The 12,192-nt window shown below is 70.3% G+C and carries 10 protein-coding genes and 1 pseudogene; 9 read left to right on the top strand and 2 right to left on the bottom strand.

All coding sequences use genetic code 11. The features are described from left to right. Positions 1–366, bottom strand: a pseudogene (locus C1I97_RS19925) (adenylosuccinate lyase); the annotation flags it as partial. Positions 367–738: 372 nt separating this feature from the next. Between C1I97_RS19925 and C1I97_RS19920 the strand changes: the two are divergent. From C1I97_RS19920 to pssA, 9 genes are all read left to right on the top strand, one after another. Beyond that, complete coding sequence (locus tag C1I97_RS19920; protein WP_111004576.1) at positions 739–2,544, top strand: 3-hydroxyacyl-CoA dehydrogenase family protein; 1,806 nt, start codon at positions 739–741, stop codon at positions 2,542–2,544. 136 nt (positions 2,545–2,680) lie between these two features. Then, the gene (locus C1I97_RS19915) at positions 2,681–3,502 is read left to right on the top strand and encodes a TetR family transcriptional regulator (RefSeq protein WP_258382651.1); all 822 of its coding nucleotides are present in this window, start codon (positions 2,681–2,683) and stop codon (positions 3,500–3,502) included. A gap of 456 nt (positions 3,503–3,958) precedes the next feature. Continuing rightward, on the top strand, positions 3,959–5,296 hold the full coding sequence (gene ccrA / locus C1I97_RS19910; protein WP_181446802.1) for a crotonyl-CoA carboxylase/reductase: 1,338 nt from the start codon (positions 3,959–3,961) through the stop codon (positions 5,294–5,296). 9 nt (positions 5,297–5,305) lie between these two features. Next, positions 5,306–7,354, top strand: a complete 2,049-nt coding sequence (locus C1I97_RS19905; RefSeq protein ID WP_111004573.1) for a protein meaA — start codon at positions 5,306–5,308, stop codon at positions 7,352–7,354. After that, complete coding sequence (locus tag C1I97_RS19900) at positions 7,351–8,325, top strand: HpcH/HpaI aldolase/citrate lyase family protein (RefSeq protein ID WP_111004572.1); 975 nt, start codon at positions 7,351–7,353, stop codon at positions 8,323–8,325. The genes C1I97_RS19905 and C1I97_RS19900 overlap by 4 nt, the downstream gene beginning before the upstream one ends. A gap of 5 nt (positions 8,326–8,330) precedes the next feature. Further along, positions 8,331–8,855, top strand: a complete 525-nt coding sequence (locus C1I97_RS19895; protein WP_111004571.1) for a MaoC family dehydratase — start codon at positions 8,331–8,333, stop codon at positions 8,853–8,855. A gap of 3 nt (positions 8,856–8,858) precedes the next feature. Beyond that, complete coding sequence (locus C1I97_RS19890) at positions 8,859–10,064, top strand: acyl-CoA dehydrogenase family protein (RefSeq protein ID WP_111004570.1); 1,206 nt, start codon at positions 8,859–8,861, stop codon at positions 10,062–10,064. Positions 10,065–10,235: 171 nt separating this feature from the next. Further along, on the top strand, positions 10,236–10,883 hold the full coding sequence (locus tag C1I97_RS19885; protein ID WP_111004569.1) for a phosphatidylserine decarboxylase: 648 nt from the start codon (positions 10,236–10,238) through the stop codon (positions 10,881–10,883). Between the two features lie 22 nt (positions 10,884–10,905). Continuing rightward, positions 10,906–11,727, top strand: coding sequence for a CDP-diacylglycerol--serine O-phosphatidyltransferase (gene pssA, locus C1I97_RS19880; protein WP_111004577.1), 822 nt, complete (start codon positions 10,906–10,908; stop codon positions 11,725–11,727). Between the two features lie 98 nt (positions 11,728–11,825). On the opposite strand, the gene C1I97_RS19875 is transcribed toward pssA, so the two are convergent. Beyond that, positions 11,826–12,192 (bottom strand): glycerate kinase (locus C1I97_RS19875; protein ID WP_146608246.1); only part of this gene is annotated, 367 nt, incomplete at its 5' end.

Raw genomic sequence — 12,192 nt, 5'->3', positions numbered from 1 at the left:
GTGGAGTTCCACCAGGAGCCGTACCGGGTGCAGGGCGTAGGCGACGCGGAGTTCGTTGGTGGCCAGGGCCGCCGCCGCGCGGGCGGTGCGGGGGTCGCCGAGGCGGGCCAGGGCACAGGCGGCGGAGGCGCAGCGCTGGGGGTCGCGGTGGTTCAGGAGCAGGACCAGCGACTCGAAGGCCCGCCGGTCGCCGGCCAGGCCCAGCCGGAACGCGGCCAGCTCCCTGGCCCACAGCGGCTGTCCGGGGGCCGTGAGGACCTCGGCCAGCTCGTCCGTGTCCCGGGTGGCGGCCAGGTGCTCGTACGCCGCCGACCCGCCCGACTCCTGCTGTAAGCGCTCCGTGAGCGATCGCAACTCTTCGTCCACGACGCCAGCCTAGGGGTGCGGCCACCCGCGCGGGACCCACCTCACAAACTCAAGGGGGTGGCGCGCTCGTTACCCACGGGTTAAGCTCAGACGAGCGAGTCACCCACTCGCACCACCTCGCAGGGGCCTGGTGACGCAGCCACCGCGAGTGTTGTCGGTTCGGTACACCAGGTACCGCAGTACGACTCGGCTTCGGGACAGAGCCGGTCGGTTTCTCCGTTCGCCGGGCGCGCAGGCGCCCGCGGCGACCGGCACCGGGCGTGTGCGCTCGTAGCCCGGCCACACCCGCACTCCTTTCCCTCCGCACCCGGTGCGCCCCTCGGCGCACCGGGGCGTGCTCCCAGTCGTCACCCTCATCTCTGGAGTTCCGCGATGGCCACTCCCTTCTCCGACACCCCTCTGTCCCCGCTGAAGACGATCGCTGTCGTCGGCCTCGGCACCATGGGCACCGGCATCACCGAGGTCCTCGCCCGGTCCGGCCGCGAGGTCGTCGGCATCGACGTCAGCGAGGCCGCGGCCGCCAGGGCCGTCGACGCCCTGGCGTCCTCCACCGCCCGTGCCGTGGAGCGCGGGCGCCTGACCGGGCAGGAGCGCGCGGACGTCCTCGCCCGGGTGCGCACCTCCACCGACCTGACCGCCGCGGCGGACGCCGACCTGGTCATCGAGGTGGCGCCGGAGTCGTACGAGGTCAAGCAGCAGATCTTCCGGGAGCTGGACGGCATCGTCCGCCCGGGGACGATCCTGGCCACCGGCACCAACGCCCTGTCGGTGACCCGCCTGGCCGCCGACTCCGCCCGCCCCGAGCGCGTCCTCGGCCTGCACTTCTTCAACCCGGCGCAGGCCATGAAGCTGGTCGAGGTGGTCTCCTCGGTGCTGACCGCCCCGCAGGCCGTCGCCGCCGTCACCGACCTCGCCCTGGAGCTCGGCAAGGAGCCCGTCGCGGTCGGCGACCGGCCCGGGTTCGTCGCCGACGGGCTGCTGTTCGGCTACCTGAACCAGGCCGCCGCGATGTACGAGGCGAAGTACGCCTCCCGCGAGGACATCGACGCCGCGATGCGGCTCGGCTGCGGCCTGCCGATGGGCCCGCTGGCGCTGCTCGACCTGATCGGCATCGACACCGCCCGCAGGGTCCTGGAGGCCATGTACGCCGAGTCGCGCGACCGGCTGCACGCCCCCGCGCCGATCCTCAAGCAGCTCAGCGAGGCCGGCCTGACCGGCCGCAAGGCAGGCCGCGGCTTCTACACCTACGACGCTCCGGGCAGCGGCACCGTCGTGCGGGACGCCCTGACCCCGCTGGAGGGGGCCACCCTCACCCCCGGCCGTCCGGTCCGCTCGGTCGGCGTCGCCGGCTCGGGCACCATGGCCTCCGGCATCGCCGAGGTGTTCGCCAAAGCCGGGTACGAGGTCGTGCTGGCCGCCCGCAGCGAGGAGAAGGCGCAGGCCGCCAGGGCCCGTATCGGCAAGTCGCTCTCACGCTCCGTCGACAAGGGGCGGCTGACCGCCGAGGCCGCCGCGCGGACCCTGGACCGAATCAGGGCGACCGGCTCCTGGGACGACTTCGCCGACGTGGACCTGGCCGTGGAGGCCGTCGCCGAGGACCTGGCGGTCAAGCAGCAGCTGTTCGCGACGCTGGACAAGGTCTGCAGGCCGGGCGCGGTGCTGGCCACCACCACCTCCTCGCTCCCGGTGGTCGCCTGCGCCCGTGCCACCTCGCGCCCGCAGGACGTCGTCGGCCTGCACTTCTTCAACCCGGCGCCGGCGATGAAGCTGGTCGAGGTCGTCCGTACGGTGCTGACCGGGGACGACGTCCACGCGACGGCCCGCGAGGTGTGCGTGAAGGTCAAGAAGCACGCCGTCGACTGCGGGGACCGCGCGGGCTTCATCGTCAACGCCCTGCTGTTCCCGTACCTCAACAACGCGATCAAGATGGTGCAGGAGCACTACGCGTCCCTGGACGACATCGACGCGGCGATGAAGCTCGGCGGCGGCTACCCGATGGGCCCCTTCGAGCTGCTGGACGTCGTCGGCCTGGACGTCTCGCTGGCCATCGAGAAGGTGCTGCACCGCGAGTTCCGCGACCCGGGCCTGGCCCCGGCTCCGCTCCTGGAGCACCTGGTGGCCGCGGGCTGCCTCGGCCGCAAGACGGGCCGCGGCTTCCGCGAATATGCCCGCCGCTGAGCGTCCCGGCGACTGGTTCCGAGACGGGCGGGAGTGGGGCGGTCTGCTGGACCCGGCGGCCGCTCCCCCGCCCGCCGAGGACGGCGGAAACCGGGGACGTGCGCAGCACGCTGCACGAATGCAGTACGTTCGGGTCATGCCCCAGCCCGCCAAGTCCTCACGCACACCAGCCACGCCCGACGCGCCGGAGAGCGCCGCGGGCTCTCGCGCGGCCGCCCAACGGCTCAGAATGCGCCGGGAGCTGGCGGCCGCCGCGATGGAGCTGTTCTCGACCAAGGGGTACGAGGCGACCACGGTCGACGAGATCGCCGCGGCGGCCGGGGTCGCCCGCCGCACCTTCTTCCGCCACTTCCGCTCCAAGGAAGAGGCGATCTTCCCGGACCACGACGACACCCTGATCCGCGCCGAGGCGGTCCTCAACGCCGCGCCCGCGCACGAGCACCCGCTCGACACGGTGTGCCGGGGCATCAAGGAAGTCATGAAGATGTACGCGGCGCAGCCGGACATCTCGGTCGCCCGCTACAAGCTGACCCGCGAGGTCCCCACGCTGCGCGAGGCGGAGATCGCCTCCGTGGCCCGCTACGAGCGGCTGTTCACGCGCTACCTGCTGGGCCACTTCGACGAGCGCGCGCACGCCGACGACGCCAACGACGACCCGCTGCTCGCGGAGGTCGCCGCCTCGGCCGTGGTCACCGCGCACAACCACGTGCTGCGGCGCTGGCTGCGGGCGGACGGCCAGGGGGATGTGGAGGCGCAGCTGGACCACGCCTTCGCGATCGTCCGCAGGACCTTCGGCAGCGGGATCGGGGCCGGCCGCTCCACGGCGTCGTCGGCGCCCGCCGGCGGTTCCTCCGCGGCGGCGACCCGGCAGGGCGAGGTCCTGGTGACGGTCGCCCGCACCGACGCCCCGCTGGCGGAGGTCATGCGGACCATCGAGGAGGCCCTGAAGGGCCGCTGAGAGTCTTTCGCCGCACCGCGCACCGTGTGACGACGGCCACCCTGCGGGGTGGCCGTTTTGGCATGTCAGAGCCCCTTTTCACCCGCCTCCGAGGGTCGATTCGATCGATCATCGCTCATTTGATGCGCAAAGTTTTCGTCTGAGCGAAAATTCTGACACTCAGTGCCTTGCGAGGTGACACGCGGTGTCATACGTTGAAGGTGTCCGGGCGGCCGGCGTGCGGGGACCGTACGCACGCCGGCTGTCCCAGCGAGCCGGGACCGACCGGCCCGCCCGCCCGGACGCCTGCGTCACAGGCACCTCCCGCGCCACAAAGCGCCGCCGAAGTTCCACCCGCCGAACCGACGGCATCCCGGCCGGACCGACGGCACACCCTCACCCGATCCCCAGCAGCACCGACGTAACCCTCAGCGCCCCTCCCTCAGGGCGCTCATCGCCGGAGGCAACACCGTGACCGTGAAGGACATCCTGGACGCGATCCAGTCGCCCGACTCCACGTCGGAGGACTTCGCCGCTCTGCCGCTCCCCGAGTCGTACCGCGCGATCACCGTGCACAAGGACGAGACGGAGATGTTCGCGGGACTCGAAACCCGCGACAAGGACCCGCGCAAGTCGATCCACCTCGACGACGTTCCGCTGCCCGAACTCGGGCCGGGCGAGGCCCTGGTGGCCGTCATGGCCTCCTCGGTCAACTACAACTCGGTGTGGACCTCGATCTTCGAGCCGCTGTCGACGTTCGGCTTCCTGGAGCGCTACGGCAAGCTCTCCGAGCTCACCAGGCGCCACGACCTGCCGTACCACATCATCGGCTCCGACCTCGCGGGCGTCGTCCTGCGCACCGGCCCCGGCGTCAACGCCTGGAGGCCCGGTGACGAGGTCGTCGCCCACTGCCTGTCCGTCGAGCTGGAGTCCTCCGACGGCCACAACGACACGATGCTCGACCCGGAGCAGCGCATCTGGGGCTTCGAGACGAACTTCGGCGGGCTCGCCGAGATCGCCCTGGTCAAGTCCAACCAGCTGATGCCGAAGCCGGCGCATCTGTCGTGGGAGGAGGCCGCCGCCCCGGGCCTGGTCAACTCCACCGCCTACCGCCAGCTGGTCTCCCGCAACGGCGCCGACATGAAGCAGGGCGACAACGTGCTCATCTGGGGCGCGAGCGGCGGCCTCGGCAGCTACGCCACCCAGTTCGCCCTCGCCGGCGGCGCCACCCCCATCTGTGTCGTCTCCAGCGAGCAGAAGGCGGACATCTGCCGCTCCATGGGTGCCGAGGCGATCATCGACCGCACCGCCGAGGACTACAAGTTCTGGAAGGACGAGCACACCCAGGACCCCAGGGAGTGGAAGCGCTTCGGCAAGCGCATCCGCGAACTCACCGGCGGCGAGGACGTCGACATCGTCTTCGAGCACCCCGGCCGCGAGACCTTCGGCGCCTCCGTCTACGTCACCCGCAAGGGCGGCACCATCGTCACCTGCGCCTCCACCTCCGGCTACCACCACGAGTACGACAACCGCTACCTGTGGATGTCCCTGAAGCGGATCATCGGCTCGCACTTCGCCAACTACCGCGAGGCCTGGGAGGCCAACCGGCTCATCGCCAAGGGCAAGATCCACCCGACGCTGTCCAAGGTCTACTCCCTCCAGGACACCGGGCAGGCGGCGTACGACGTGCACCGCAACCTGCACCAGGGCAAGGTCGGCGTGCTGTGCCTGGCCCCCGAGGAGGGCCTGGGCGTGCGCGACGAGGAGATGCGCGCCCGGCACATCGACGCCATCAACCGCTTCCGGAACATCTGAGAGGCGCACATGAACGAGCGTCAGTCCTCCGGAGAGCGGAGGGAGAAGGACCGGCCCTGGCTCATGCGCACCTACGCCGGTCACTCCACGGCCGAGGCGTCCAACGAGCTGTACCGGCGCAACCTCGCCAAGGGCCAGACCGGGCTGTCGGTGGCGTTCGACCTGCCGACGCAGACCGGCTACGACCCCGACCACATCCTCGCCCGCGGCGAGGTCGGCCGGGTCGGCGTGCCGGTCGCGCACCTGGGTGACATGCGCCGGCTGTTCCAGGACATCCCCCTGGAGCAGATGAACACCTCGATGACGATCAACGCCACGGCCATGTGGCTGCTGGCGCTCTACCAGGTCGTCGCCGAGGAGCAGGGCGCGGACATCACCAGGCTCCAGGGCACGACCCAGAACGACATCGTCAAGGAGTACCTGTCCCGCGGCACGCACGTCTTCCCGCCGGGGCCGTCGCTCCGCCTGACGACGGACATGATCGCGTACACGGTCTCCCACATCCCCAAGTGGAACCCGATCAACATCTGCAGCTACCACCTGCAGGAGGCGGGTGCCACCCCGGTGCAGGAGATCGCGTACGCGATGTCCACCGCGATCGCCGTGCTCGACGCCGTGCGCGACTCCGGCCAGGTGCCGCAGGAGCGCATGGGCGACGTGGTGGGCCGGATCTCCTTCTTCGTGAACGCGGGCGTCCGCTTCGTCGAGGAGATGTGCAAGATGCGCGCCTTCGGCCGCATCTGGGACAGGATCACGCGTGAGCGGTACGGCATCGAGGACCCCCGGCACCGCCGCTTCCGCTACGGCGTCCAGGTCAACTCCCTCGGCCTGACCGAGGCCCAGCCGGAGAACAACGTCCAGCGGATCGTCCTGGAGATGCTGGCGGTCACCCTCTCCAAGGACGCACGCGCGCGTGCCGTGCAGCTGCCGGCCTGGAACGAGGCCCTCGGCCTGCCCCGGCCCTGGGACCAGCAGTGGTCACTGCGCATCCAGCAGGTGCTGGCGTACGAGTCCGACCTGCTGGAGTACGACGACATCTTCGAGGGCTCGAAGGTGATCGAGGCGAAGGTGGACGAACTGGTCGAGGCGGCGCTCGCCGAGATCGACCACATCCAGGAGCTGGGCGGCGCGCTGGCCGCCGTGGAGTCCGGCTACCTGAAGTCGCAGCTGGTCGCCTCGCACGCCGAGCGCCGGGCCCGGATCGAGTCGGGCCAGGAGAAGATCGTCGGCGTCAACGTGTTCGAGGGCACCGAGTCCAACCCGCTCACGGCCGACCTGGACACCGCGATCCAGACGGTCGACCCGGCGGTCGAGGCCCGTGTGATCGCCTCGCTGCGGAACTGGCGCGACACGCGGTACCAGCCGCCCTTCAACCACCCGCGCCCGTGCAAGGCGCTGGAGCGGCTGAAGGAGGCCGCCAAGGGCACCGAGAACCTCATGGAGGCCACCCTGGAGTGCGCCCGCGCGGGTGTCACGACCGGAGAGTGGGCCGGGGCGCTGCGCGAGGTGTTCGGCGAGTTCCGGGCACCGACCGGGGTGTCGTCCGCGCCGGTGGCCGTGACCGCCGAGGCGGGCTCGGCCCTGTCCGAGGTCCGCCGCAAGGTGGACGCGACGGCACGGGACCTCGGCGTGGGCAAGCTGCGCTTCCTGGTCGGCAAGCCGGGCCTGGACGGGCACTCCAACGGCGCCGAGCAGATCGCCGTACGGGCCCGCGACGCCGGGTTCGAGGTGGTCTACCAGGGCATCCGGCTCACCCCCGAGCAGATCGTGGACGCGGCCCTCTCCGAGGACGTGCACGCGGTCGGCCTGTCCATCCTCTCCGGCTCGCACGCCCGGCTGGTGCCGGATGTGCTCCGGCGGCTGCGGGAGGCCGGCGCGGCCGACATCCCGGTGATCGCCGGCGGGATCATCCCCAGCGGCGACGCCGAACAGCTCAGGGCCGCGGGAGTGGCCGCGGTCTTCACCCCGAAGGACTTCGACATCACCGGGATCATCGGCCGTATCGTCGACGAGATCCGGAAAGCGAACAAGCTCGACCCCCTGGAGGTCCCCGCATGACCAGCCCTGCTCCCCAGGTCAACCGTCTTCGCCCGCGGCGCTCCTGCCTGGCCGTACCGGGCTCGAACCCCCGCTTCCTGGAGAAGGCGCAGGGCCTGCCCGCCGACCAGGTCTTCCTGGACCTGGAGGACGCGTGCGCGCCGCTGGCCAAGCCGGAGGCGCGGCACACCATCGTCAAGTTCCTCAACGAGGGCGACTGGACGGGCAAGACGCGGGTGGTGCGGGTCAACGACTGGACGACCGAGTGGACGTACCGGGACGTCGTGACCGTGGTCGAGGGCGCGGGCCAGAACCTGGACTGCATCATGCTGCCCAAGGTGCAGGACGCCCAGCAGGTCGTCGCGCTCGACCTGCTGCTGACCCAGATCGAGAAGATCATGGGCTTCGAGGTCGGCCGCATCGGCATCGAGGCGCAGATCGAGAACGCGAAGGGCCTGAACAACGTCAACACCATCGCGCAGGCCTCCCCGCGCATCGAGACGATCATCTTCGGCCCGGCCGACTTCATGGCGTCGATCAACATGAAGTCCCTGGTGGTGGGCGAGCAGCCGCCCGGCTACCCGGCGGACGCCTACCACTACATCCTGATGAAGATCCTGATGGCCGCCCGCGCCAACGACCTCCAGGCGATCGACGGCCCCTACCTGCAGATCCGCAACGTCGACGGCTTCCGCGAGGTGGCCGGCCGGGCCGCCGCGCTCGGCTTCGACGGCAAGTGGGTGCTGCACCCCGGCCAGGTGGAGGCCGCCAACGAGGTCTTCTCGCCCTCCCAGGAGGACTACGACCACGCCGAGCTGATCCTGGACGCGTACGAGTACTGCACCTCCGAGGCGGGCGGCAAGAAGGGCTCGGCGATGCTCGGCGACGAGATGATCGACGAGGCCAGCCGGAAGATGGCGCTGGTCATCGCGGGCAAGGGCCGCGCGGCCGGCATGCGGCGCACCAGCACGTTCGAGATCCCGGAGGGCTGAGCGGCATGCAGTTCGGACGCACCTTTGAGGAGTTCGAGGTCGGGGCGGTGTACAAGCACTGGCCGGGCAAGACGGTCACGGAGTACGACGACCACCTGTTCTGCCTGTTGACCATGAACCACCACCCGCTCCACCTGGACGCCCACTACGCGGAGCAGACGACGGACTTCGGCAGGAACGTCGTCGTCGGGAACTACGTCTACTCCCTCCTGCTCGGCATGTCAGTGCCGGACGTCTCCGGCAAGGCGATCGCCAACCTGGAGATCGAGTCGCTCCGGCACGTGGCGCCGACCTTCCACGGCGACACGATCTACGGCGAGACGACGGTGCTGGACAAGTGGCCGTCGAAGTCGAAGAACGACCGCGGGATCGTCCACGTCGAGACCCGGGGCTACAAGCAGGACGGCACGCTGGTGTGCATCTTCCGCCGCAAGGTGATGGTGCCGACCGAGACGTACATCAAGGAGCGCGGCGGCGAGCAGCCCGGCCGCCCGGAACTGAACGCACCTACGGAAAAGACGGAGAAGTAGGCCATGGCGCGACTCGCCCAGACCGCCGGTCTGACCGACGTCCAGCAGGAGATCGTCTCCACCGTCCGGGACTTCGTCGACAAGGAGATCATCCCGGTCGCGACCGAGCTGGAGCACCGCGACGAGTACCCGCAAGCCATCGTGGACGGCCTGAAGGAGCTGGGCCTGTTCGGTCTGATGATCCCCGAGGAGTACGGGGGTCTGGGCGAGTCGCTGCTGACGTACGCGCTGTGCGTGGAGGAGATCGCCCGCGGCTGGATGTCGGTGTCCGGCATCATCAACACGCACTTCATCGTGGCGTACATGCTCAAGCAGCACGGCACGCAGGAGCAGAAGGAGTACTTCCTGCCGAAGATGGCGCTCGGCGACGTCCGGGGCGCGTTCTCCATGTCCGAGCCCGCCCTGGGCTCGGACGTCTCGGCGATCACGTCGAAGGCGGTGAAGGACGGCGACGAGTACGTCCTGACCGGCCAGAAGATGTGGCTGACCAACGGTGGCACGTCCTCGCTCGTGGCGGTCCTGGTCCGCAGTGACGAGGGTCACCCGGAAGGCACGGCCCCGCACAGGTCGATGACGACCTTCCTGGTGGAGAAGGAGCCCGGCTTCGGCGAGGTCCGTCCCGGCCTGACCATCCCGGGCAAGATCGACAAGATGGGCTACAAGGGGGTCGACACCACCGAACTGATCATGGACGGGCTGCGCGTGCCGGCCGACCGGGTGCTCGGCGGCGTCACCGGCCGCGGCTTCTACCAGATGATGGACGGCGTCGAGGTCGGCCGCGTCAACGTCGCCGCCCGCGGCTGCGGCGTCGCCCAGCGCGCCTTCGAACTGGGCGTGGCCTACGCCCAGCAGCGCCACACCTTCGGCAAGCCGATCGCCCAGCACCAGGCCATCCAGTTCAAGCTGGCGGAGATGGCCACCAAGGTCGAGGCGGCGCATGCGATGATGGTGAACGCCGCGCGCAAGAAGGACTCCGGTCAGCGCAACGACCTCGAGGCCGGCATGGCGAAGTACCTGGCCTCCGAGTACTGCAAGGAGGTCGTGGAGGACGCCTTCCGGATCCACGGCGGCTACGGCTTCTCCAAGGAGTACGAGATCGAGCGCCTGTACCGCGAGGCCCCGATGCTGCTCATCGGTGAAGGTACCGCCGAGATCCAGAAAATGATCATCGGCCGCCGACTGCTCGAAGAGTATCGCTTCCAGGGCTGAATGTCCGCATGCGGGGTGTTTTCTTCGAGAAGAAGATCACACCCCGTCAGCGCTCTTCGGCCGCCGACTCGGCAGCTCGGCTTACCCAGTTACGGCGCTTAGCCGCTACGATCGCCGGAAAGCCGCCGTCCCCCGTCGAAAGCGCGGCATCATCCGCTACGAAGGTCATCCATGCCCCACAGCCAAACCTCTGCACCCAGCGGCCGGATCCGCCTCGCGCGCGGAGCATCGCCGTGGCTTCTTCCGACCGTCGCGACCGCAGCCGTCAGCCTGGTCCGTGCCCGCCGCTCGGGTGCCGCCAAGGCCGTAGCCGTCCCCGCCACCGCACTCGCGGCGGGGATGCTGTGGTTCTTCCGCGACCCCGAGCGCGAGATCGCCCAGGGCCGGGTCATCTCGCCCGCCGACGGTGTGGTGCAGAGCATCATGCCGTGGAAGGACGGCCGCACCCGTGTCGCGATCTTCATGAGCCCGCTGAACGTCCACGTCAACCGTGCCCCGCTCGCCGGCACGGTCACGTCGGTCGAGCACGTCCCCGGCGGGTTCGTTCCGGCGTTCAACAAGGAGAGCGAGAACAACGAGCGGGTCGTCTGGCACTTCGACACCGAGCTCGGCGACATCGAGATGGTCCAGATCGCCGGCGCGGTGGCCCGCCGCATCGTCCCCTACATCCCGTCGGGCACGAAGGTCGAGCAGGGCGAGCGGATCGGTCTGATCCGCTTCGGCTCGCGCGTCGACCTCTACCTGCCCGAGGGCGTGGAGGTCGCGGTCGAAGTCGGCCAGAAGACCGTGGCTGGGGTGACTCGCCTTGACCGTGATTGATCCCGAGACCCAGGCGGGCTGGGTGCCCGAGGCCGACGGGGTGGACGAAGAGGAGGAGATGCCCCTCTCGATGCGCCTGTCGATAGCGGACACCCTCACGCTGGGCAACGCCACGTGCGGCTTCATGGCGGTGTACTTCACCACCACCGGCATCCTGATCCCGCACCTGACCGGCAGCGACGACTCGGCGGGCATGGCCCGGCACAGCGCCGCCACGGCGGTCATCCTGATGCTGTGCGCGGCGGTCTTCGACCTGTTCGACGGCCTGGTCGCGAGGAAGCTGCGCTCCTCCCCCATGGGCGCGGAGCTGGACAACCTCTCCGACCTGATCAGCTTCGGCCTGGCCCCGGCGTACTTCGTCCTCGTCTACGGCATGGTCGCGGACGACGCCCACCAGAGGGTGGCGGCACTGGGCGCGATCGTGGTGCTGCTGGCGGTGGTCCTGCGGCTCGCCCGCTTCTCGTGCGTGACGCTGAAGGACGGCATGTTCCAGGGCATGCCCTCACCCTTCGGCGCGCTGACGGTGGTCTCGATCGTCCTGCTGGAGCTGCCCTTCGTGGCGACGCTGCTGGCCATCATCGGCACCGCGTGGCTGATGGTGAGCCGAGTGGAGTACCCCAAGCCCCGCGGCCGCCTCGCGGTGGCCATGCTCTCCTGGATCGTCCTGTCCATGGGCCTCCTGGCGGCCTGGGCCTTCGACGCCCCGAGCGGCCAGCTCCTCCTCCAGACCGGCTGCGCCCTGCAGCTGGTCATGGGCGCGGTGATCCCCCTGTTCGCCACGGCCCGCCGGGTGAACAACTTCCGCGACAACCGCCGCGAGGCACGGGCAGCACAGCTGCCGTAGCGCTCCGCCCGGTCGCACGACGCCGACGGGCCCCGAACCACGTGGTTCGGGGCCCTCTGCATGGGGGCGGCAGCTCGCCGCCACGACCGACCGCGGTGTCAGCGCAGGAAATCCCGGGCGATCCGCTCGGCCACCCGCTCCAGGATCGGCCCCGCGTCCGCGATGCACCGGGAGACGTCCGGCTCGAGCTGGGTCAGGGCGTAGGCCCGGCGGATGCCGGCCTGCCCCAGGACCTCCGGCGCGAGGGCCAGCCGGCCGCAGACCGCGACGACCTCCTTGCCCGCGGCGCGCGCCGCCGCCGCGACGCCCGCCGGGGCCTTGCCGTGCAGGGTCTGCTCGTCCAGGGAGCCCTCACCGGTGATCACCAGCGAGGCCCGCCGCAGAGCCGGGGCGAAGCCCAGCACGTCCAGCATGACCTCGATGCCGGCCCGGAAACGCGCCCCGAGGAGCAGCGCCCCGTACCCG

Origin of the sequence: Streptomyces sp. NTH33 (genome assembly GCF_003236365.1) — a bacterium.
Taxonomy (GTDB): Bacteria; Actinomycetota; Actinomycetes; order Streptomycetales; family Streptomycetaceae; genus Streptomyces.
This window is presented reverse-complemented; position numbering and strand designations above follow the sequence as displayed.